Source organism: Bradyrhizobium sp. Tv2a-2 (genome assembly GCF_000472425.1).
In the GTDB taxonomy this organism is placed as follows: domain Bacteria; phylum Pseudomonadota; class Alphaproteobacteria; order Rhizobiales; family Xanthobacteraceae; genus Bradyrhizobium.
The window spans coordinates 86,969-107,729 of sequence record NZ_AXAI01000016.1; the positions used below are offsets into that span (position 1 = coordinate 86,969).

The 20,761-nt window shown below is 63.4% G+C and carries 21 protein-coding genes; 10 read left to right on the top strand and 11 right to left on the bottom strand.

The genetic code is table 11. The annotated features are described in order from the left end of the window. The first annotated feature begins 110 nt into the window (after positions 1-110). The 3 genes from A3AI_RS0129300 (at position 111) to A3AI_RS0129310 (ending at position 3,283) form a co-directional block, all read left to right on the top strand. The gene (locus A3AI_RS0129300; RefSeq protein WP_024518989.1) at positions 111-1,490 is read left to right on the top strand and encodes an ABC transporter substrate-binding protein; all 1,380 of its coding nucleotides are present in this window, start codon (positions 111-113) and stop codon (positions 1,488-1,490) included. A 69-nt stretch (positions 1,491-1,559) separates the two neighbouring features. After that, positions 1,560-2,435: a carbohydrate ABC transporter permease gene (locus tag A3AI_RS0129305; RefSeq protein ID WP_024518990.1), complete on the top strand. Its 876-nt coding sequence runs from the start codon at positions 1,560-1,562 to the stop codon at positions 2,433-2,435. Continuing rightward, positions 2,432-3,283: a carbohydrate ABC transporter permease gene (locus tag A3AI_RS0129310; protein WP_024518991.1), complete on the top strand. Its 852-nt coding sequence runs from the start codon at positions 2,432-2,434 to the stop codon at positions 3,281-3,283. The genes A3AI_RS0129305 and A3AI_RS0129310 overlap by 4 nt, the downstream gene beginning before the upstream one ends. A gap of 102 nt (positions 3,284-3,385) precedes the next feature. Here A3AI_RS0129310 and A3AI_RS0129315 read toward each other — a convergent pair whose 3' ends face one another. The 5 genes from A3AI_RS0129315 to A3AI_RS0129335 form a co-directional block, all read right to left on the bottom strand. Beyond that, on the bottom strand, positions 3,386-4,201 hold the full coding sequence (locus A3AI_RS0129315; RefSeq protein ID WP_024518992.1) for an ABC transporter permease: 816 nt from the start codon (positions 4,199-4,201) through the stop codon (positions 3,386-3,388). Further along, positions 4,201-5,115 (bottom strand): ABC transporter permease, encoded by a 915-nt coding sequence (locus A3AI_RS0129320; RefSeq protein WP_024518993.1) that lies wholly within the window; start codon positions 5,113-5,115, stop codon positions 4,201-4,203. Before A3AI_RS0129320 ends, A3AI_RS0129315 begins: the two co-directional genes overlap by 1 nt. After that, complete coding sequence (locus A3AI_RS0129325; RefSeq protein ID WP_024518994.1) at positions 5,112-6,293, bottom strand: ABC transporter ATP-binding protein; 1,182 nt, start codon at positions 6,291-6,293, stop codon at positions 5,112-5,114. The genes A3AI_RS0129320 and A3AI_RS0129325 overlap by 4 nt, the downstream gene beginning before the upstream one ends. A 217-nt stretch (positions 6,294-6,510) precedes the next feature. After that, positions 6,511-7,980 (bottom strand): glycerol-3-phosphate dehydrogenase, encoded by a 1,470-nt coding sequence (locus A3AI_RS0129330; protein ID WP_024518995.1) that lies wholly within the window; start codon positions 7,978-7,980, stop codon positions 6,511-6,513. A gap of 63 nt (positions 7,981-8,043) precedes the next feature. After that, positions 8,044-10,791, bottom strand: a complete 2,748-nt coding sequence (locus A3AI_RS0129335; protein ID WP_024518996.1) for a sensor domain-containing protein — start codon at positions 10,789-10,791, stop codon at positions 8,044-8,046. Positions 10,792-11,075: 284 nt separating this feature from the next. Between A3AI_RS0129335 and A3AI_RS0129340 the strand changes: the two genes are divergently transcribed. Further along, the gene (locus A3AI_RS0129340) at positions 11,076-12,179 is read left to right on the top strand and encodes an NAD(P)/FAD-dependent oxidoreductase (protein WP_024518997.1); all 1,104 of its coding nucleotides are present in this window, start codon (positions 11,076-11,078) and stop codon (positions 12,177-12,179) included. A 150-nt stretch (positions 12,180-12,329) separates the two neighbouring features. Here A3AI_RS0129340 and A3AI_RS0129345 read toward each other — a convergent pair whose 3' ends face one another. After that, a complete protein-coding gene (locus A3AI_RS0129345) occupies positions 12,330-12,515 on the bottom strand; it encodes a YdcH family protein (protein ID WP_024518998.1) in 186 nt (61 codons plus the stop codon). 309 nt (positions 12,516-12,824) lie between these two features. On the opposite strand from A3AI_RS0129345, the gene A3AI_RS0129350 reads away from it, so the two are divergent. The 3 genes from A3AI_RS0129350 to A3AI_RS0129360 all read left to right on the top strand — a co-directional run bounded on the left by A3AI_RS0129350 (position 12,825) and on the right by A3AI_RS0129360 (position 13,836). Beyond that, positions 12,825-13,031 carry a YdcH family protein gene (locus A3AI_RS0129350; RefSeq protein WP_024518999.1) on the top strand — a complete coding sequence of 69 codons (207 nt, stop codon included), beginning with the start codon at positions 12,825-12,827 and terminating at the stop codon, positions 13,029-13,031. 155 nt (positions 13,032-13,186) lie between these two features. Beyond that, positions 13,187-13,432: a hypothetical protein gene (locus A3AI_RS0129355; protein ID WP_024519000.1), complete on the top strand. Its 246-nt coding sequence runs from the start codon at positions 13,187-13,189 to the stop codon at positions 13,430-13,432. A 152-nt stretch (positions 13,433-13,584) separates the two neighbouring features. Next, positions 13,585-13,836, top strand: coding sequence for a hypothetical protein (locus A3AI_RS0129360; protein WP_024519001.1), 252 nt, complete (start codon positions 13,585-13,587; stop codon positions 13,834-13,836). A gap of 35 nt (positions 13,837-13,871) precedes the next feature. Here A3AI_RS0129360 and A3AI_RS43640 read toward each other — a convergent pair whose 3' ends face one another. After that, complete coding sequence (locus A3AI_RS43640; protein ID WP_084801052.1) at positions 13,872-14,687, bottom strand: GGDEF domain-containing protein; 816 nt, start codon at positions 14,685-14,687, stop codon at positions 13,872-13,874. Positions 14,688-14,838: 151 nt separating this feature from the next. Here A3AI_RS43640 and purE point away from each other — a divergent pair, with 151 nt between their 5' ends. From purE to rpsU, 3 genes are all read left to right on the top strand, one after another. After that, entirely contained in the window at positions 14,839-15,327 is a 489-nt protein-coding gene (gene purE, locus A3AI_RS0129370; protein WP_024519002.1) for a 5-(carboxyamino)imidazole ribonucleotide mutase, read from the top strand. Continuing rightward, positions 15,324-16,424: a 5-(carboxyamino)imidazole ribonucleotide synthase gene (locus A3AI_RS0129375; RefSeq protein ID WP_024519003.1), complete on the top strand. Its 1,101-nt coding sequence runs from the start codon at positions 15,324-15,326 to the stop codon at positions 16,422-16,424. Before purE ends, A3AI_RS0129375 begins: the two co-directional genes overlap by 4 nt. A gap of 177 nt (positions 16,425-16,601) precedes the next feature. Next, positions 16,602-16,901, top strand: a complete 300-nt coding sequence (gene rpsU / locus A3AI_RS0129380) for a 30S ribosomal protein S21 (RefSeq protein WP_024519004.1) — start codon at positions 16,602-16,604, stop codon at positions 16,899-16,901. 311 nt (positions 16,902-17,212) lie between these two features. Here rpsU and A3AI_RS0129385 read toward each other — a convergent pair whose 3' ends face one another. The 4 genes from A3AI_RS0129385 to A3AI_RS0129400 form a co-directional block, all read right to left on the bottom strand. Then, entirely contained in the window at positions 17,213-18,310 is a 1,098-nt protein-coding gene (locus A3AI_RS0129385) for a hypothetical protein (protein WP_024519005.1), read from the bottom strand. Positions 18,311-18,424: 114 nt separating this feature from the next. Next, the gene (locus tag A3AI_RS0129390; protein WP_024519006.1) at positions 18,425-18,709 is read right to left on the bottom strand and encodes a cupin domain-containing protein; all 285 of its coding nucleotides are present in this window, start codon (positions 18,707-18,709) and stop codon (positions 18,425-18,427) included. 68 nt (positions 18,710-18,777) lie between these two features. Continuing rightward, positions 18,778-19,875, bottom strand: coding sequence for a calcium:cation antiporter (locus A3AI_RS0129395; protein WP_024519007.1), 1,098 nt, complete (start codon positions 19,873-19,875; stop codon positions 18,778-18,780). A 32-nt stretch (positions 19,876-19,907) separates the two neighbouring features. Continuing rightward, positions 19,908-20,714: an alpha/beta hydrolase gene (locus tag A3AI_RS0129400; RefSeq protein ID WP_024519008.1), complete on the bottom strand. Its 807-nt coding sequence runs from the start codon at positions 20,712-20,714 to the stop codon at positions 19,908-19,910. Between the last annotated feature and the right edge of the window lie 47 nt (positions 20,715-20,761).

Below are 20,761 nucleotides of genomic sequence, written 5' to 3' on the forward strand. Positions count from 1 at the left end.
CGCCACCCACCAAGGTCTGAGGCGATTGCCGCTAGATCGCCCCGCCTCCCTGCGCTAGTGTTTCACCCAACCGGTTAAAAAAATCGGCGAGACATCAGGGAGAGAACGACGTGAGATCAAGGGGTATTGTTGGGCTTTCGATCGCGTGTGCGATGCTGTCATCTCTGGCCGCAGCACCTGCTTCGGCCGAGGACACGATTACGGTCTGGTGGGGCAAGGGCTTCTACAAGTCCGAAGACGACGCGCTGCTCAACGTGGTCAAGAAATTCCAGGAGAAGACCGGCATCAAGGTCGAGATCTCCCAATACGCCATCCAGGACATGATCCCGAAGACGGTGGCGGCGCTGGATTCCGGCACCGTGCCCGATGTCGCCTATTCCGACACCTATGACGTGCAGGCGCAGGGCAAATGGGCCTATGAAGGCAAGCTCGAGGACCTCTCCGACATTCTGGTGCCGATGAAATCGGCCTTCGCACCGAACACGCTCGAGACCGCCTATCTCTACAACGGCCAGACCAAGAAGAAGGCCTATTACGGCTTCCCGCTGAAGCAGCAGAGCATGCACGTCCAGATCTGGGGCGACATGCTGGAGAAGGCCGGCTTCAAGGCGAGCGACATCCCGACCAAATGGAACGACTACTGGTCGTTCTGGTGCGACAAGGTGCAGCCTGCGATCCGCAAAGCCACGGGCCAGCGCATCTACGGCGTCGGTCAGCCGATGGGCGTGGAGTCCACCGACTCCTTCCAGTCGTTCTACACCTTCATGGACGCCTATAACGTCAAGCTGGTCGACGATGACGGCAAGCTCCTGGTCGACGACCCCAAGGTGCGCGACGGCCTGATCCATGCGCTGAAGGACTACACCGACACCTATATCAAGGGCTGCACGCCGCCCTCCTCGACGACCTGGAAGGATCCGGACAACAACGTCGCCTTCCACAACAAGACGATCGTGATGACCCACAATTTCACGATCTCGATTGCGGCCAAATGGTTCGAGGATTCGACCAACCCGGCGCTGACCGACGAGCAGCGCGCGGCCGGCAAGAAGGCCTATGAGCAGGATATCATCACGGCGTCCTTCCCCGCCAAGCCCGACGGCACGCCGATCAAGTATCGCTCCGACGTCAAGACCGGCCTGATCTTCGCTAACGCGCAGCACAAGGCGCAGGCCAAGGAGTTCGTCAAATTCCTGATGCAGGAGGAAAATCTCGGTCCCTATGTGGAGGGCGCGCTTGGCCGCTGGTTCCCGGTGACAATCGCAGGCCAGCAGAGCCCGTTCTGGCAGGCCGATCGCCATCGTAAGGCGGTTTACGCCCAGTTCACCGGCGGCACCACGCCGTTCGACTTCACCAAGAACTACAAGTTCACCATTCTCAACAACGAGAACGTCTGGGCCAAGGCGATGAACCGCGTGGTGAGCGAGAAGGTCCCCGTCGACAAGGCGGTCGACGAGCTGATCGCCCGCATCAAGGAAGTCGCGGGCTAGCGATATCAAGGAGGCCGGCTGCGGCGAGCGGCCGGCTTCACCTTCGCGAACGTCAAGACGAGTAGCGGCATGGCGATTTCCGTTTCAGCTTCGGATCAGGCGCTGCCGGGTGCACCGCTTTCGGCGCGCCTGACGCCGCCCCAGGTCTGGGGCATCGTGCTGCTTGCACCGTATATCCTGGTCTTCCTCGCCTTTGTGCTCTATCCCGTCTGCTACGGGCTGTGGCTGGCGCGCCAGCCGTCGAGCTATGTCGCGCTGGCGCACGATCCGATCTTCGCGCGCGCCGCGGTCAACACGCTGATCTTCCTCGTCATCGGCATCAACATCAAGATGCTCATCGCGCTGTTCCTGTCCGGCTTCTTCGTGCAGGAGCGGCGCTGGATCAAATGGCTTTCCGTCATCTTCATCCTGCCCTGGGCGGTGCCGTCGATCCCGACCATCCTGTCGATACGCTTCATGCTCAATCCCGAATGGGGCATGGTGAACCAGCTGATCTTCAAGTTCACCGGCGATGACGGCCCGAACTGGCTGAACGATCCTGCCGTTGCGCTCGCCATGGCGATCGGCGTTCACATCTGGAAGTCGCTGCCGTTCTGGACCCTGATACTGATCACGGGGCGGCTTGCGATCTCGCACGACCTGTTCGAGGCCGCCGACGTCGACGGCGCCACGTTCTGGCAGAAATTCCGCTACATCACCTGGCCATCGATGCAGACGCTGTACATCACCTGCACGCTGCTCTCGATGATCTGGACGCTCGGCGACTTCAACAGCGTGTATCTGTTGACCGGCGGCGGGCCGGCCGACCTCACCCATGTATTGTCGACGCTCGGCATCCGCTATCTCCGCCTCGATCAGCTCAATCTGGCGATGGCCTCGATCGTCTGCGCAATGCCGCTGGTGCTGCCTCTGGTCTATTTCATGATGAAGCGGTTGTCGCGATGAGGCTCCCCAGTCTCCGCGAGGTCTCGACCGAGGCGCGGCTGCTCCTGATCGGCATCCCCGTCTTCATCTGGACCATGGTGCCCATCTACCACATGTTCCTGTTCGCGATCTCACCCAAGGAGGACGCGTTCTCCGGGAAATTCTGGCCGGATCATCCGACCCTGCACAATTTCGAGATCGTGTTCCGCGAGCAGCATTACTTCCTGCGCGATTTCTATATCCAGTTCTGGAATTCGCTTGTCATCGCGGCCGCAGTCGGCGCGCTGACGCTGTTTGTCGCCACCGCGGCCGCGTTCTCGATCTCCCGGCTGCGCGTGCCCGGCGGGCGGATAGTGATGAATCTGGCGCTGTTCACCTATTTCATCCCGGCGGCGTTTTTGGCCGTGCCAATGTACCGCACCATGGCGACCTACGGGCTGCTCAACAATCGCTGGTCGCTGATTCTCGCGATGATGACGATTGCCTCGCCCTACGCGATCTGGGTCTTGAAGCAGGCCTCCGACAAATTGCCCGTCGAGCTCGACGAGGCCGCCGTGATGGACGGCGCCACCACGCTGCAGATCTTCCGGCTGGTCTATATTCCCCTGATGATGCCCTCGCTGGTCGCGATCGGCACCTATGCGGTGCTGCTCGCCTGGAACGAATATCTGTACGCATTCCTGCTTTTGTCCAACGACCGCGACATCACGCTGCCCGTGGCGCTCGGCAACTTTCTCGCCGCCGACGATTCACCGTGGGAGCTCTTGATGACGACGGGCTTCATCTACGCCCTGCCGCCGGCCGCGATCTATTATGCGTTCAGGCGGTATATGGTGGGTGGGCTGACCGCGGGCGCAGTGAAGTCGTAGCCACACACCCACCGTCATTCCGGGGCGATGCGAAGCACCGAACCCGGAATCTCGAAATTGCAGGTTCGCCCGCTGCCGCGAGCGCCCCGGAATGACGGGCGATCACAATGGCGCGGCGCTCTCGCCCTTCACGCTCGACAGCTTTGCCACCAGCGACGCCACGATGATCACCACCGCGATCAGTGCAATCACCAGCGTGCAGATCGCGTTAATCTCCGGCTTCACCCCGAGCCGCACCTCCGAATAGATCCGGATCGGCAGCGTCGCCGCGCCGGGGCCGGTGGTAAAGCTCGCGATCACGAGGTCATCGAGCGAGAGCGTGAACGCCAGCATCCAGCCCGCGACGATGGCCGGCACGATCAGCGGCCGCGTCACCGCGAGGAAGGCGCGCGGCGGGCTGCAGCCGAGATCCATTGCCGCCTCCTCCAGGCTCTTGTCGAGTGAGCCGAGCCGCGACTGCACCACCACCGCAACGAAGCACATGGTCAGCGTGGTATGCGCAATGGTCACCGTCCAGAAGCCCCGCTCGGCGTTGATCGCCACGAACAGCAACAACAGCGACAGTCCGGTAATCACCTCGGGCATGACCAGTGGCGCATAGAGCATGCCGGAGAACAGCGTGCGGCCCTTGAATCCCTCGCCGCGCGATAGCGCCACGGCGGCGAGCGTGCCGAGCAGCGTCGCGATCGAGGCCGAGGTCGCGGCAACGCGCAGGCTCATCCAGGCCGCCTCGATCATGGCACTGTCATTGAAAAGCTCGCGGTACCAGCGCAGCGACCAGCCACCCCACACCGTGACCAGACGCGAGGCGTTGAAGGAAAAGACCACCAGGATCACGATCGGCAGGTAGAGGAAGACAAGGCCCAGCGTCAGCGAGACGATGTTGAAGCGCGAGAGCCGCCGCACCCTAGCTGCCATCACCTCGCCTCCTCGAGCTGACGCCGCTGCAACCGGTCGTAGACCAGAAGCGGCAGCAGCAGGACCGCGAGCAGCACGACCGCAACGGCCGACGCCACCGGCCAGTCCTTGTTGGTGAAGAACTCGAGCCACAGCGTCTGCCCGATCATCAGCGAGTCCGAGCCCGCGAGGAGATCGGGGATCACGAACTCGCCGACGATCGGAATGAAGCAGAGCAAGACGCCCGCACCGACGCCCGGCAGCGACAGCGGGAACGTCACCAGCCAGAACACCTCGAACGGGGATGCACCGAGATCGGCCCCCGCCTCTTCGAGTGCCGGCTCCATTTTCGCAAGCGTCGCATAAAGAGGGAGTATCATGAACGGCAGATAGGAATAGACGATGCCGAGATACATCGCGCTGTCGGTCGAGAGCCACACCACCGGCTGCGACACCACATGCAGCGCAAGCAGGACCCGGTTCAAGAGGCCGTCATGCTGCAGGATGTTGATCCAGGCATAGATGCGGATCAGGAACGAGGTCCAGAACGGCACGATCACCAGCATCATCGCCACCGGCTGCCAGCGCCGGGGCAGCCGCGCCATGCCGTAGGCGATCGGGTAGCCGATCAGGAGCAGCATGGCAGTCGAGGCCAGTGCCACCACCAGACTGCGCGCATAGGACAGCACATAGAGATCGTCGGAGACGAGCAGCCGGAAATTGTCGAGCGACAGTGCGCCGAACGCCGCCTTGAGCGCCGTCCAGCCGGCGCTGAAATCGAACACCGGCGCATAGGGCGGCTGCGCAATGACGGTCTGCGACAGGCTGATTTTCAGCACGAAGCCGAACGGCACCAGGAAGAACAGCACCATCCAGAGATAGGGCGCGATCGCCGCCAGCCGCGCCGGACGGGTAAAGATGTTGCGCGCGCTCATTGCTCCAGCACCACGCAATCGTCGGGGGTGAACCACGCCACCACGCGTTGACCCGGCCCATGAGAATCCTTGTCGAGCCGCGTCGTGTTCGCCATCGACGAGCGGATGACGACACCGGAATCGAGCTTGACCTTGTAGGTCGTGGTTCCCCCGAGATAGCTGACATCGGTGACGACGCCGCCGAGGCGGTTGATCGCAGACCCCTCGCCGTCCGCCGCCGGACCGTGACGCGAAAGTTTTATCTTTTCCGGCCGGACTGCAAGGAACACCATCGTCTTGCTGATCGCGCTGTGCGGTTCGGAGGCAGTGAGCGTGCCGGCCTCACGCGTCGCGATCGTCAGGTCGCTTTGTACACGCGACGTAACCTCGCCCTGGAACAGATTGATGTCGCCGACAAACTCGGCGATCCAGCGCGAGTTCGGCGCCTCGTAGAGCTCGCGCGGCGTCGCCACCTGGTCGAGCCGGCCGGCATCCATCACGCCGATCCGGTTGGCGACGGTCATCGCCTCTTCCTGGTCGTGGGTGACGATGATGAAGGTCATGCCGAGCCGCCGCTGCACCTCCATCAGCTCGATTTGCGTGCTCTCGCGCAGCTTCTTGTCGAGCGCGGCGAGCGGCTCGTCGAGCAACAACAACTTTGGACGCCGAGCCAGCGAGCGGGCCAGCGCCACGCGCTGCCGCTGGCCGCCCGAGAGCTGGTCGGGCTTGCGTTTCTCGAGCCCCTCGAGCTTGACGAGCGCCATCATCTCGGCGACGCGCACCGCAATCTCGGCGCGCGACATCCGCGCCCGCTTCAGCCCGAAGGCGATGTTGTCGCGCACGTTGAGATGCGGAAACAGCGCATAGTTCTGGAACATCATGTTGACCGGACGCTCATGCGGCAGGACCCGCGCAATGTCGCGACCATCAAGGAGAATGCGCCCTTCATCTGGCGTCTCGAAGCCGGCAAGCATGCGCAGCAGCGTGGTCTTGCCGCAGCCAGAGGGCCCGAGCAGCGCAAAGAACTCGCCGGCGCGGATATCGAGCGAGACGCCGTTTACAGCACGAAAGCTGCCGAAGTTTTTCGCAACCCCCTCGATGCGCAGGAGCGGCGGCTCGACTGCTTTGCCCGGCTCGAATGCGCCCGTGGGCGGCGCGAGCTCCGCCGCGGCCACCATCTTTGCTCCTTCGTCAGCCATTATCCCCTGCCGGCCCCCGACGTCCGCCGCACGCTAAAGCGCGATGAGACTTGGTTGAAACGTCATCGCGCTTCAGGTCTTTGATTGAGCATGATCTTTTCGGAAAGCCGCTACACACTTTTCCGGATCATGCTTTAGCGGCGGATCGGGTCGCGCTCAACCGTGCCAAGCGGGCTTTCCCCCTACCTTTCCACGAACTGGACGGAAAGCACGAAAATCAGGCCACGCCGCCCATGAACACGGCCAGCGCGTCACGGTCCGATGGCTGCATGGTCAGGCCGAGCTTTGTCCGCCGCCATAGGATGTCCTCCGGGAAGCGCGCCCATTCTTTTGTCATGAGATAGCGCACTTCGGCTTCCGTCAGCTCCGGCCCGAAAGCCTGGCCGAGTTCGTCACGATTTTTCGCCTCCCCCAGCACCTGCGCAAGGCGCGAGCCGTAGGCACCGACCAGCCGCTGCGCCTCCCGCTCGCTCAGGAAGCGCCAGCGCTCGCGCGCGATATCCACCTCGGTGTCAAAGCGGTCCCAGGCGAAATCGCCGCCCGGCAGCCGCGCTGTCGCGGTCCAGCGCGGCGACATCGGATAGAACGGCGTGAGCAGCGAGACCGCCCGTTCGGCGCGCCGCCGCGCCGTGGTGATCTCGCCGCCCAACATGGTAATGAGCGGCGCCCGGCGGCGGCCGGGATCGAACAGCAGCACGCCATCCCGCGGCACCCCCTTCACATTTTGCGCCAGGTTGACGCCGGACAGGGTGCGAACCACGTCGGTCGGATGCACCGGCGCGCGCAAATAGCGGGCAAGCGCCTCGCAGAAATAGGTGATGTCCCGGGCCGGCATCGCCACGATGGCGGGATCGCCGGTGAAGGCGTGCGTGACGCTGCCGACCAGGCTGAAATCGCGCTCATATGGACTGGCAAAGATCAGCCGGCCATCCCTGTGCTGGAACACATAGACATTGTCGGTGTCGAACAGGCGCGGCAGGAGCATCTGGCTCGCCTGCAGCGGCCGCAGCTGCCGCGGCAGCGGCGGCTGGCGCAGGATTGTCTCGTTGACCGTCTGCGCCCAGGCGCCCGTCGTGTTGGCCAGCGCCCTTGCCGAAATCAGGCGGCGATGGCCGCGGTCGATCACCGCCAGACGCCAGGCGTCGCCGCGATCGGCGCGCACGCAACGGGCACCGGTCATGATCACCGCGCCGCGCTCCGCCGCATCGACAGCATTGGCGACCACCAGCCGCGTCGCATCGACCACGGCGTCGGAATATTCGAACGCAATGCCGAACGGGCGCTGGAGCGGATTGCCGATCGGATGGTGGGTGACGTCGACGGTCTGCGAGAGCGGCAGAGCAGTCGGGCTGGCCAGACGGTCGTAGAACATCAGCCCTGCGCGCAAGAGCGACGGCGGCCGCTCCTTGGGATGCAAGGGGACCGCAAAACGCATCGGGCGCACCAGATGTGGCGCATTGACGATCCAGCGCTCGCGTTCGGCGAGCTGCGTGCGCACGCGCCACCAGCGCCTGCGCTCAAGCAGCGCGGGATCGCCATGAATCAGCGGGGGGCCGGCCGCCGACGCAGCGCTGGCAAGATCGCCCTGCTCGATCAGGATCACACGCAAGCCGCGCCCTGCGGCATCGCGCGCAAGGCTCGCACCGTTCAACCCACCGCCGATGATCGCCAGATCGTAATCCGCCATGCGCAAGTCTTGTGGTGGGGAGCATGATCCGGATCATGCTCGATCTATGGAGCTTCGCCACCACTATCCGGTCTTGCGTACAGGCTCCATGACATTGGCATTGTCGCGGCCGACCAGTGCCGCATATTGGGCAATCGGCAACGGCTTGCCGAGCAAATAGCCCTGCACAGCGTCGCAGCCTTCGCTCGCGAGGAAGCCGAGCTGTTCCGCCGTTTCCACGCCCTCGGCCACGATCGACATTTCCATGCCATGGCCGAGATCGATCACCGCCCGCACGATCGCCGCGGATTGCGGATTGCGGCCGAGGTTCATGACAAAGGCGCGGTCGATCTTGATCTTGTCGAACGGAAACGCCTGCAGATAGCTCAACGAGGAGTAGCCGCTGCCGAAATCGTCCATCGAGACGCGCACGCCGAGCGTCTTCAGCCGCCGCAATAACGCAAGACCGCGGTCGAAATCCTCGATCAGCACGCCCTCGGTGATTTCGAGCTCGAGCCGGCTCGGCGCGAGCCCGGTTTCCAGCAGGATCGAGTGCACGAGCCCAACCAGGTCGCCGTGCATGAACTGCGCCGGCGACAGGTTGACTGCGATCTGCAGCGGCTTCGCCCAGGAGGCGGCCTCCCGGCAGGCCTCGCGCAGGATCCATTCGCCCATCTCGACAATCAGGCCGCTTTCTTCAGCGAGCGGAATGAAATCGCCGGGCGAGATGAAACCGCGCACCGGATGCACCCAGCGCACCAACGCTTCGAAACCGATGATCTCGCTATCGGCGACGCTGACGGAGGCGCGCGCTTGCGGCTGGAAATACAGCGTGAGTTCGCCATTCTTGACCGCGACCGAAAGGTCCTGGTGCAGCACGCGGCGATCGCGGATCTGCTGATCCATCTCCGGCTCGTAGAGAGTGATCGAGCCGCGCGATTTGGCCTTGGCGCGGAACAACGCCGCGCCGGAATTGGCGAGCAACGATGCGGCATCATTGCCATTGTGCGGGAATACCGAGATGCCGGTGGTCACGCCGGTGCGAACCATCTTGCCGTCGATCACGAATTCCTTGCCCAGCATGTCCGCAAGCTGCTCGGCGAGCAGCATGCCGGCCTCGGGCTGCCTGCCGTCGATGATCAGGCCGAATTCGTCGCCGGACAGCCGCGCCACCACGCCGCCGCGGGCAACTTCCTGGATCCGCTGCGCCACCTCGATCAGGAGCTTGTCGCCGGTGGCGTGGCCGAACACGTCGTTGACCTCCTTCAGCCCGTCGAGGTCGAGGCACAGCACGGCGAACTCCTCGTCGGTGCCGGCGCAGGCCTCGATCATCTGGGCCAGCGCCTGCAGGAAGGCGGCGCGGTTCGGCAGGTCGGTGAGGCCGTCGTGATAGGCCATATGGGCCATGCGCGACTCGGTCTGGCGGCGGTCGGTGACGTCCTCGTGGGTCTTGATCAGATATTGCGGCTGGCCGGCCTCGTCGAGCACGGTGGCGCGGCGGGTCAGGAACAGCCGCAACCCATCCTTGGTCGAGATCGGATGCTCCTCGGTGATCGAGCCGCGTTTTTTGATCGCAGCCTCGTCGCGCGCGATGATCAGCTTGGCTTCCTTGGGATTGAAGATGTCCCTGGCCGTCAGGCCCGTGACCTCCTCGCGCCGGCGGTTCATGATGGTCTCGGCGCTGCGGTTGGCCAGGAGATAGCTCCCGTCGCTGACCCGCTCGACGATCAGAGACACCGGGATGTTGTCGACCACGAGCTCCAGGAACTTCTTGGCGTCCTCCAACTCGCGCGACAGCGAGCGGCGGTCGGTGACGTCCTCGAACAGCGCGATCAGGAATTCAGGATCGCCCTTCTCGTTGCGGGCGATCACGCGGTTCGAGGCCAGCAGGCGCGTCTCGCGGCCGCGCTCGACCGGAAGCTCGCTGGCGTAATGTCCGCTCGGCGATTCGAGCGCGGCGCGGTCGGCGGCCTTGATGCCCGCCGCGGTGTCGGGACGGAAAATTTCGTCGGCGCGCTGGCCCACGATGCGGTCACGCGAGAATCGCGAGAACCGCTCGAAGGCGCGGTTGGCGAAAATGTAGCGGCCGTCCTCGATACTCTTGGCGGCGACGCAGACCGGCACATGGTCGAGCACGGATTCCAGAAACTGCTTGGTGGAAGCGAGCTGGCGCGACAGCTTGCGCTGTTCGCTGCAATCCTCGTGGGTCGCGATCGAACCGCCATTGGGCAGCGGGAAGTAGCGCGCATGCACGCTGCGACCGCCCGGCAACTCGGTGATCAGGCCTTCGGGGCGCGCGGCCAGGCGATAGAACTCCTCGGCGCTGACGTCGAGCAAGCCCTGCGAGCGTCGCAGGTTCAACAGATCGCTGCCGATCATGACCGGCGGCAGGTCGGAGCGCTTGAGGCCGTAGATCTCGAGATAGCGGTCGTTCACGTAAACGATCCGCATCTTGGGATCGGTCATGACCACGCCGTGGTTGAGACTGTTCAGCGCGGTCGAGATATAGGCGCTCCGGCGCAAATGTGTGCGCTTGACCCGCCGCAGCGCCGAGTGCACCCAGAACGCCAGCGCGCCGAGGAAGGCGCTGACCACCGTACCGCCGATCGCGATCTCCCAGGCAACGTTGGGCTCAATCGAGCCGAAATAGCTTGCGGGGGCGAGGGCCTGGACTTGGGCCGAGATTGTGGTTGGGGCTTGGACCTGGGCTTGAGCTTGGACCTGGGCTTGGGCGCAGGCGGATGCGCAAGACAAAACGGCGACCGCCAGGCACAGGAGTACCTGCGCAGCAATCGGCGTTCTGCCGCCATCCTGCCAATTCTTGTCAGCCATTCCTCACCCGCGCGAATTTCAACTCGGGAGTGTCTGGCTTGACGGGTTTGGATCGGGTAAATGCCTACCCGCGAAATCCCCAAAACTGACTTAAATTACGGCAATTGCCCCGACATGATTACCCGACCGTTAAAGGCAAATCCGCCGGAGCCGCGACCGACGGCCCTCCCCGGACGCGCAATGCCCCGAATATCCCGCAGGTCCATGCGGCAGCGGGCCGCCCAAAGACCGGGGCAAGGATGAACTCAAGAACAGGGTCGGGGATATCGGGTCAAGGATAGGTCATGGACAGGGTTGAGTGCGTCGTCATCGGCGCAGGTGTCGTAGGTCTCGCCATCGCCAGGCAACTTGCCCTCGCCGGGCGCGAGGTGATCGTGCTGGAGGCCGCCGAGGGCATTGGCACCGTCACCTCCTCCCGCAACAGCGAGGTGATCCACGCCGGGATCTACTACAAGGCCGGAAGCCTGATGGCGCGGTTTTGCGTGGCTGGCAAATGGGCGCTCTATCGCTATTGCCAGGAGCACGGCGTGCCGCACCGCAATTGCGGCAAGCTGATCGTCGCGGCCTCGCCTGCCGAAACCGACCGCCTGCAATCGATCCGGGCGCATGCCGCGGCCAACGGCGTCGACGACCTCGAGCTTCTCGACCGTGAAGCGGCGCGGGCGCTGGAGCCTGCACTTGCGTGCGATGCGGCCCTGCTGTCGCCATCCACCGGAATCGTCGACAGCCATGCCTTCATGCTGGCGCTGCGCGGCGACGCCGAAGACGCCGGCGCGGCATTCGCATTTCACACCCCGCTCACGGCCGCGCGGGTGAAGGGCGAGCGCATCGAGATCGACGCAGGCGGCCAGACGCCGATGACACTGGAATGTGCGCTCTTGATCAACTCGGCCGGCCTCTCCGCACCTGAGGTTGCGCGCCGCATCGCAGGCATGCCGCAAGAGCTCATTCCGCGGGCGTATCTCGCCAAGGGCAATTATTTCAGCTGCAGCGCGAAGGCGCCGTTCTCGCGCCTGATCTATCCGGTGCCCGAGCCTGGCGGATTGGGCGTGCATCTCACGCTCGACATGGCGGGACAGGCGCGGTTTGGGCCCGACGTCGAATGGGTCGACCATATCGACTACGCTGTCGATCCCGCGCGCGCCGAGCGCTTCTATCCGGCAATACGCAAATACTGGCCGACGCTGCCGGATGGCGCGCTGATGCCGAGCTATTCCGGCATGCGGCCCAAGATCGTGCCGCCACAAATCGCCACGCAGGATTTCGTGATCCAGGGCCCGCGCGAGCACGGCATCGGCGGACTGGTCAACCTGTTCGGAATCGAATCGCCGGGACTGACGTCGTCGCTTGCGATCGCCGCGCATGTCGGTGAGCTCGCAAAAAACTAGCGCGCAGAGACACGAAGAAAACAGCCCGCACAAAAATTTGCGCGGGCCGTTTTGTTAAGCTGGTTGTGGGGAGAACTAACTCGCGCGATGTCCGGATGAATGAACCGACCATCTGGACCGATCGGCATGAGATGATATTGCGGTGCGGAGCTAGTGGAGGGTTTCGCCGCTTTGCTGCCTCAGGCGCTCGATCTGATCCTTCACCAGCAACTTCCGTCGCTTCAATTCGGCTATTTCCAGGTCGTCCGTTGAAAGATGTAGAAGGGCTTCGTGCAACTCGTTTTCAAGAACTTTGTGTTTCCGTTCCAGTTCAACGAGATGTGCCTGAATTGCCATTCGCAACCTCCTCGGTAGGATGAAACCTTGGGATTCCTTGGGGAAGATGACTTTACACCAGTCAATGAATCTGTCGATGGGCAAGCGAATCGGCGCCGTCATTTTTGACGGTCATGTGTAACGAAGCGTGAGCAGGGAACCGGATGATGCTTCCGCTTTTGAATCCCTAAGGAATCACCGGCTTGGCGCAGCGCAAATGCGGGACGGTGCGATTTGCCCGCTTGCGCGGACAAACGGCAGGGCCGATATTTCCCACAGGCTTTCCACAGCCTTTCGCCATCTCATCGCGTTTTTCAGCTATCGTGTATCATGACCGACGAAGATGAGCGCGAACTCCAGGCCGAGCTCGCCCGACTGCAGCAAGAGCATCGCGATCTCGACGCGGCGATCGATGCGCTGCATCTGTCACCCGCTCCGGATCTGTTGCGACTGCAACGCATGAAGAAGCGCAAGCTTTTGCTGCGCGACCGGATCGCCTTTATCGAAGACCAGATCACGCCCGACATCATCGCGTAAGCGCGCGCATTCCCTGCGATGTACTCCGCCACAGCTTCGGGCTGCAGTCGGCGAAAATGTTTTTCGAAACCGGCGCTCCCGGGGCGATTTTTCTACTTGACTCCACTAGAACAAAAAGAGAACGTTTATCCATCACGAGCCACGGGGTCATTGCCATGTCCGCATCCAGCTCCGCTTTCCCATCTGCATCGCCGCTCGACAGCGATCCTCTTGATAACAGCCACTATGAGCAGGCCTGCGATCAGGCGATCGCGATGTGCGACGGCAACCTGCGCAGCACAATCAAGGCGCTGATCATGGCCAACGAATATCTGGAAACCGAGCTGACGGAGTTGCAGGCGGCGATCTCGTCCGGCTGCATGCCGAAGAAGCTTGCCGATCCCGCAGGCGACGCGGCGTGAGCGTTCTGCGGGAGCGCCCGTGACGGCGCTTTTAGAGCGTTTTCGAGCGAAGTGGACACCGGTTCGCGTGAAGAAAACGCGTCAAAACAAGAATCCTGAGCTTCGGTTCTGCTTCAATCAGAACCGGAAACGCTTTAGAGAGGAGCGAAGCGATGGCCGACGTTACCTACTATGTCGCGATGTCTTTCGCACAGGACGAGTGGGGCGCACCGGTTGCGGGTGCTGCCGAGGAATGCCAAAGCCCGACCAGCGCGCTGCGGCGCGCCGAAATGTTGTCGCGGCAGCCCGGCAATATCGGCGCGGTTGCGTTCAGCCGCAGCGGCGATCCGATGATCGGCGAGTTCAGCGATGCGCAGCTGTTGCGCAAATTCGGCCAGGTGCCGGAGGATCTGAGCGGACTCTGATCTTGGCAGGGCCGGGGCGTTCCTGTCACGCCAGATCATGCGCTAGCGGCTTTGACCTCGTGCCGGCGTTGTGCCTTGCGCACATACATAGCGCTGTCCGCCTCTTCCAGCACGCGGCGCATATCGGTTTGAGGCGAGAGAATGGCGATGCCGGCGGATGCGCCTGCGGTCACCGTGCGGCCGTCAAAGGAGAAGCTCAGGGCGTCGATCGCCTGCTCCAGCGCCCGGGCCTTGGCCCGGGCGTCGGTCTCGCTGAGATTCCACAACAGCACGGCAAACTCGTCGCCGCCGAGCCGGCCGACCAGGTCGGACGCACGAACCATTCCGGTGAGGGTGGCGGCGACCGCCTTCAGCACCTCGTCGCCGGCTGAGTGCCCGAAGGTGTCGTTGATCGGTTTCAGGCGATCGACATCGAGCATGATCACCGCGCCGGTTGCATGATAGCGCTTGATATAGGCGACAGAGCGGTTGAGCTCGCGCTCGAAGCCGCGGCGGTTGAGGATGTCGAGCAGAAAATCGGTTTCGGCTGATGCCTGCAGTTCGGCGATTCGCCTGCGGACCTCCGCAAGCTCCGCCTTCAACTGGCGAATTGTCTGTTTGGCCCGCTCGATCGTCGCAGGCCGCTCTGCTTTGGCCTTGGTGGTGGTCTTGGCTCTGGTCCCGGCTCTGCTACTGACTCTGGTCCTGGCTCCGGTCCCGGGCTTGGCCTTCTTGGCCCTGTTCCTGGTCTTGGTCGTATCCCGGACGTTGGCGGCCTGGGACGACGTCGCGGCCTTGCGGCGGGTTCCAGCCACCTTGAGCCGTCGCTTTGCGCCCGGCGCCCGCGCTGGCGCCCTGGTCCTCTTTTTCATAGGTATCCTTGACTGCGGCATGCTGATGAGGCTTGCCGGGATTAGCCCAGACAGGATAGTGCATTCCCCTTCCTTTGCCACACCTTGCCGCCATCGGGCCTGAACTTATACTCCGGCCTATGGTTCTGGATTCCCGAGAAGAATTAACCCTATGACCGCTACCATCGCCATCATCATGGGCAGCCAGTCGGACTGGGAAACCATGCGCCACGCGGCCGACACGCTGGATGCGCTGGGCGTGGCCTTCGAGGCGCGCATCGTCTCCGCCCATCGCACCCCTGAGCGCCTGTTTGCCTTTGCCAAGAGCGCCAAGGCCGATGGCTTCAAAGTCATCATTGCCGGCGCCGGCGGAGCGGCCCATCTGCCCGGCATGACGGCGTCGCTGACGGAGCTGCCGGTGTTCGGCGTTCCCGTCGCGAGCAAGGCACTTTCGGGGGTGGATTCGCTGTATTCCATCGTCCAGATGCCGGCGGGCGTGCCGGTGGGCACGCTGGCGATCGGCAAGGCGGGCGCCATCAACGCGGCGCTGCTGGCAGCAAGCGTGCTGGCGCTGCAGGACCCAGGCCTTGCGGCAAGACTCGCCGCCTGGCGCAAGCAGCAGACGGACGCAGTCGCCGAGCGCCCGGAGGACAAGGCGTGACCTCTCACTCTCAGGTGAAGCTGAAGCCCGGCGACACCATCGGAATCCTTGGCGGCGGGCAATTGGGCCGGATGCTGGCCATGGCCGCCGCACGGCTCGGGCTTCGTTGCCAAGTGTTTTCACCCGATCCGGATTCGCCGGCCTTCGACGTCGTCGCGAATGCGAGCTGCGCCGAATATGCCGATGTCGAGGCGCTCGAACTGTTCGCCAACGACGTCGACGTCATCACCTATGAGTTCGAGAACGTGCCCGCCGCGGCGGCGCTGGTCCTGTCGGCCCGGCGCCCGGTGCTGCCCGAGCGCAAGATCCTCGAGACCACCCAGGATCGCCTCGCGGAGAAGGACTTTGTCACGCGGCTCGGGATCGGCACCGCCGCCTATGCCGACGTGACGTCGGCGGCCTCGCTGCGTCAGGCGGTCGCGCGCATCGGGCTGCCCGCAGTGATCAAAACCCGCCGCTTCGGCTATGATGGCAAGGGCCAGGCCATCATCCGCAAGCATGACGAGATCGATCGGATCTGGGAGGAGCTCGGCACCAAATCCGCCATCCTGGAGGCTTTCGTGCCGTTCGAGCGCGAGATTTCGGTGATCGCCGCGCGCTCGGCCGACGGCCAGGTCGAATGTTTCGACGTCACCGAGAACGAGCACCGCGACCACATCCTCAAGGTCTCGCGCGCACCAGCGGCGATCCCGGAAAGCCTGGCTGCTGAGGCGCGCGAGATCGCCGGCAAGATTGCGGACGCGCTCAGCTATGTCGGCGTGCTCGCGGTCGAGATGTTCGTGCTGCCTCATGCGGCCGGCCCCAAGGTGCTGGTCAACGAGATCGCGCCGCGGGTGCATAATTCCGGCCACTGGACGCTGGACGGCGCATCGATCTCGCAGTTCGAGCAGCACATCCGCGCCATCGCCGGCTGGCAGCTCGGAAAGCCGGTGCGGCACGGCGAGGTCACCATGACCAACCTGATCGGCGACGAGATCGCGACCTACCCCGAATGGCTGGCCGTGCCCGGCGCTACGGTTCACATCTACGGCAAGGGAACGCCGCGGCCGGGCCGGAAGATGGGCCATGTGACGCAGGTGCTACCGAAATCGGCCTGATCCGCATCAAAAAACGGCGATTCTGGCGATCAAACGCGCGTAATACCGCGTACAGCCGTAGACAGTTTGGTTTTTGTCTGATACATCCGCTGCCCTCAAGGTAGCGGGCGTGGCCTTTTTTGTCGGCCCTCTACGTTAAGCCAATTTCACTCCGATTTACTGAAAAGAGGATGCCGGGTGCAGGTACTCGTTCGCGACAACAATGTTGATCAAGCCCTGAAGGCGCTGAAGAAGAAGATGCAGCGCGAGGGTATTTTCCGCGAGATGAAGCTCCGCGGTCATTACGAGAAGCCGTCCGAGAAAAAGGCCCGTGAAAAGGCCGAAGCCGTGCGCCGTGCGCGCAAGCTTGCCCGCAAGAAGCTGCAGCGCGAAGGTCTGCTGCCCATGAAGCCGAAGCCCGCTTTTGGCGCAGGTCCCGGCGGTGAGCGCGGTGCTGGGCGCGGTGGCGCTGGCGGCCCGTCGCGCGGTCCGCGCTAACAGGCGCTTTTTGACAGACTGCCTTTGACAGACTGCCATTGTTGAACGCGGGCCGGACGGTCCGCGTTATTTTTTTGAATTATTTTGCAAGCTGGTCTGTGTCTTTGCCGCGCCCAGCGTGAATCGATGCGGCCCCAAATTTCATTCACCTCTCCCCGCCGGAAAGAGATAGAGCTGCAGCGCCTTATCCGACCTGATATCGCCCCGCTTAGGAGCGTTTTCGAGCGAAGTGGACACCGGTTCGCGTAAAGAAAACGCGTCAAAACAAGAATCTAGAGCTTCGGTTCTGATTCAATCAGAACCGAAAATGCTCAGTCCGTGAACTTGGACGACGACGAGGACGGGGTCGGAATGACCGCATGGAACATCGACTTCGCAGCCGACAGCATGTCCTCAGCCACGTTCCTGGTGTGATCGCGGGGACTCGGGGTTGCTGCACCGGCGTCCGCACGCAGGTCGAGCGGCGGCTGCGCGGGTGGAGGCGGAATGTCGGCCGGCGGCGTCGGACGGTTGGGATCGTTGCCCACTGAGGCGGTGTAGGGCGGATAGGTCGGCTGTGCGGATGCACCACCCTGCTCGGCCGATGGCGTCGACACCGTGATTGGCGGCGGCAGCGGCCGAAGCGGAACTGCGGCAACCGTCCGCGGCGGCTCCTGAACTCTCGGCGGCTCGGGGCTGCGTACAGCCTCTTGTACCTTTTCCTGCTGTACCTTTTCCTGCCCCTTCTCTCTTGTCCCTTCCTGGGCCTTGTCTTGCGACCGCTCGGCCTTGTCGGTGATGCCCCGCAGCCGGTCGATCGCCGCCCGCGCAAGCTCGGCCGCGTCGCGATGCTCCTCCGTCGGGGTCGCCGAGGCTTCAGCCGACGGCGCCGGATTGGCAGCAGGCGCCGGCGTCACGACTGCCGGCGCGACAGCGACCGCGGCGGGAGAGGCGGTCGGCGAAGGCGCGGTCTTTGGCTTCTCAGCCACCGCCTTGTCGCGCGAGAACGGCAGGATGGAATGGCGGCGCGTATCGGCGGGCGCGTTCGCGGTCTCGACCGGCTTCGTGTCAGCTTTGGTTTCTACCGCTTTGGCTTCGGCTGCCTTGGCTTCGACCGCCTTGGTCTCGGCAGGCTTCACCTCCGCCGGGTGCTCGGACGCGGTCTTCTCGATCAGCGCCTTTTCGGAGATGCCCTTAGCCTTGATGCCGGGCTCGGGGATCGACGCCGTCTCGGACTTGCCGCCAGCCTTTGCGCCGGCGTTTGAACCCTTGGGATCGGCTATCGAGGGATTGGCTGTCGAAACCGCGGCCGCGGGCGCATCCGCCGCCGGCCTGGCATTGATGTAATGATTAACGATGTACGCCCCAATCACGGTCGCGACGACCGATGGGAGAATGTCCATCGCGATCTTCGTGAGGTATTTCAGCATGCCAACCACTCCCCGAAGGGGAGTGATGCTGGAACTTTGAGGCACATTCAGGGATCAACTACGTCAGATCGGTGGCAATTCGGTAAAGGCTATATTAATCCGGTGAATGCGACATTAACGCTTCAGTTCGACTTCCAGGAACACGATTTCAGATGACGTTTCGTTGAGCACGTCGTGCTGGACGCCCGCCTTGCGGAAGTAGGATTTCCCGACCCCGAGCTGCGCCTTTGACCGCTCGCCATTGGGCGCCACGATGGTCATCTCACCCGCCGTCACCGGCACGATCACATAGTCCATCTCGTGGGTATGATGGCCGGTCGCGCTGCCCGGCGCCAGCCGCCACTGGGTCACCCGGACCTCGGGGGTATCAACTTGGACGTCTGAGGTGGCGGCGAGCATCGGCAAAATCTCCCAGAGCATGATCCGGAAAAGTGTGCAGCGGTTTTCCGACAAGATCATGTTCAATTTTACGGCACGAAGACCAGGAACAGGAATACCGCAAACACCACCATGTGGACCAGCCCGAACAGGATGTTGGTCCGTCCGGTGCCGAATGTCAGCATGCTCAGGATGAAGGTGAGCAGGAGCTCAACCATGTTCTGCTCGTTGAGCCCGAGCACCAGCTGCTTGTCCAGCGCGAAAGCGGCCACCGCGACCGCCGGAACCGTCAGGCCGATGGTTGCAAGCGAGGAACCGAGCGCGAGGTTGATGCTCTTCTGCAGGTCGTTCTTGCGCGCAGCCGACACCGCCGCGACGCTCTCGGGCAGCAGGATCAGCAAGGCCACCACCACGCCGGCAAAGGCCGGCGGCGCGCCGATCGCGGCGGTCGCGGCATCGACGACGAGGGAGAATTTTTTCGACAGCAGCACCACACCAAGCAACGAAACCAGAAGCAGCGCGATGCTCAGCGCCAACAGGCCGCCGGATATTGGCGCGCCGCCCTCCCCCGGATCGGCCTCCGCCTTGATGAAGTAATCGCGGTGCCGGCTGGTCTGGGTGTAGAGGAAGACGCCATAGAGCAGGATGGTGACGACGCTGACGAATTCGAGCTGCGCCTCGGAGTAGACCGGGCCCGGCGTCGTCAGCGTGTAGTTGGGCAGGATCAGCGTGATCGTCGCCATCGTGAAGAGCACGCTGAGATAGAGATTGGCGCCGGAGACCTGCACGTCCTGCTCGCGGTAATGCAGGCCGCCGATGAAGACGCAGATGCCGACGAGGCCATTGCAGACAATCATCACCACGGCAAAGACCGTGTCACGCGCCAGCGTCGGCACCTCCTTCTCGCCCAGCATGATGGTTGCGATCAGCGCCACCTCGATGATGGTGACCGACAGCGTGAGCAGAAGCGTGCCGAAGGGCTCGCCGATCCGGTGCGCGATCACCTCGGCATGGTGCACGGCGGCGAACACCGTGCCGAACAGGATGATCAGCAGTACCGCGGCGAAGGCTAGCCCCGCCGGCGAAGGCGTGAAATCGTAATGCAAGGCCGTGACGGCGACAAACAGGGCCACGGCGAGGCCCGGAAAAATCCATGACGATTTCGACATCTCGCTATGGGCGCTCATGGGCTTACAACCTCGGGCAAGCAAATCCGCGGTCAGCCTTTCAAAGCGGCGATGAATTGTCGAGCCGTTTCAACCGCGCCGAAGTCTCCGAGATCATTATGCCCGCCGTCGGGAAACCGCACGAATTGCTTCGGCTCGTGGGCCAGCGCGAACAGCTTTTCGCCGAGTGAGATCGGGATGGTTTCATCGCGCACGCCATGCATGATCAGGAGCGGCGCCGTCACCCGCGCGATCCGCTCGTCGGAGTGAAAGCTGTCCCTCACCAAGAGGCGTACCGGCAGAAACGGAAACGCCATGGCTGCGACATCCGCGATCGAAGTGTAGGGCGCCTCCAGGATCAGGCCGCCCACGGGGTGCCCGGCGGCGACCGCCACGGCAACGCCGGTGCCGAGCGAAAAGCCCCAGGCCACGATGCGGCTGGCGTCGTAGCGCGCCCGGGCAAAATCGTAAGCCGCCGCCGCGTCGAGCAGGAGCGCGCCCTCGCTCGGGCTGCCGCTGGAGCCGCCATAGCCGCGATAGGACATCGCAATCAGGCCGGTGCCATCGGCCGTGATGTCCCGAAAGCGGCCGACGAGCCAGGCGAGACTTTCGCCATTGCCGTGAAAATAGAGCACGACGTGGCGCCCCGGCTTTGCCGGTACATGCCAGAAGATGATCTTTTCACCGTCATCCGTCGTCAGCACATGCTCTTCGGCCTCACTGAGGCCTGCCGCCTCAGGCGAGGTGCGCGTCGCTTGCGGGATCGGATAGATGAAGGACCGCTGCGCAAAGAACAACACGACGAGCACGCCGACATAGCCAAGACAGCCGACAATGACGAGCCATTTGAGAACCGTCATGGCTCGCCACTAGAGCATGATCCGGAAGAGGGTGCAGCGGTTTTCCG

Coding starts and splice junctions, on each gene's coding strand:
- A3AI_RS0129390 (WP_024519006.1), bottom strand. CDS start 18,709: ATGCTCGCCGCCACCTCAGACGTCCAAGTTGATACCCCCGAGGTCCGG.
- A3AI_RS0129385 (WP_024519005.1), bottom strand. CDS start 18,310: ATGCTGAAATACCTCACGAAGATCGCGATGGACATTCTCCCATCGGTC.
- A3AI_RS0129310 (WP_024518991.1), top strand. CDS start 2,432: ATGAGGCTCCCCAGTCTCCGCGAGGTCTCGACCGAGGCGCGGCTGCTC.
- A3AI_RS0129345 (WP_024518998.1), bottom strand. CDS start 12,515: ATGGCAATTCAGGCACATCTCGTTGAACTGGAACGGAAACACAAAGTT.
- purE (WP_024519002.1), top strand. CDS start 14,839: ATGACCGCTACCATCGCCATCATCATGGGCAGCCAGTCGGACTGGGAA.
- A3AI_RS0129360 (WP_024519001.1), top strand. CDS start 13,585: ATGGCCGACGTTACCTACTATGTCGCGATGTCTTTCGCACAGGACGAG.
- A3AI_RS0129305 (WP_024518990.1), top strand. CDS start 1,560: ATGGCGATTTCCGTTTCAGCTTCGGATCAGGCGCTGCCGGGTGCACCG.
- A3AI_RS0129335 (WP_024518996.1), bottom strand. CDS start 10,791: ATGGCTGACAAGAATTGGCAGGATGGCGGCAGAACGCCGATTGCTGCG.
- A3AI_RS0129330 (WP_024518995.1), bottom strand. CDS start 7,980: ATGGCGGATTACGATCTGGCGATCATCGGCGGTGGGTTGAACGGTGCG.
- A3AI_RS0129325 (WP_024518994.1), bottom strand. CDS start 6,293: ATGGCTGACGAAGGAGCAAAGATGGTGGCCGCGGCGGAGCTCGCGCCG.
- A3AI_RS0129340 (WP_024518997.1), top strand. CDS start 11,076: ATGGACAGGGTTGAGTGCGTCGTCATCGGCGCAGGTGTCGTAGGTCTC.
- A3AI_RS0129315 (WP_024518992.1), bottom strand. CDS start 4,201: ATGGCAGCTAGGGTGCGGCGGCTCTCGCGCTTCAACATCGTCTCGCTG.
- A3AI_RS0129355 (WP_024519000.1), top strand. CDS start 13,187: ATGTCCGCATCCAGCTCCGCTTTCCCATCTGCATCGCCGCTCGACAGC.
- A3AI_RS0129395 (WP_024519007.1), bottom strand. CDS start 19,875: ATGAGCGCCCATAGCGAGATGTCGAAATCGTCATGGATTTTTCCGGGC.
- A3AI_RS0129320 (WP_024518993.1), bottom strand. CDS start 5,115: ATGAGCGCGCGCAACATCTTTACCCGTCCGGCGCGGCTGGCGGCGATC.
- A3AI_RS0129400 (WP_024519008.1), bottom strand. CDS start 20,714: ATGACGGTTCTCAAATGGCTCGTCATTGTCGGCTGTCTTGGCTATGTC.
- A3AI_RS0129350 (WP_024518999.1), top strand. CDS start 12,825: ATGACCGACGAAGATGAGCGCGAACTCCAGGCCGAGCTCGCCCGACTG.
- A3AI_RS43640 (WP_084801052.1), bottom strand. CDS start 14,687: ATGAAAAAGAGGACCAGGGCGCCAGCGCGGGCGCCGGGCGCAAAGCGA.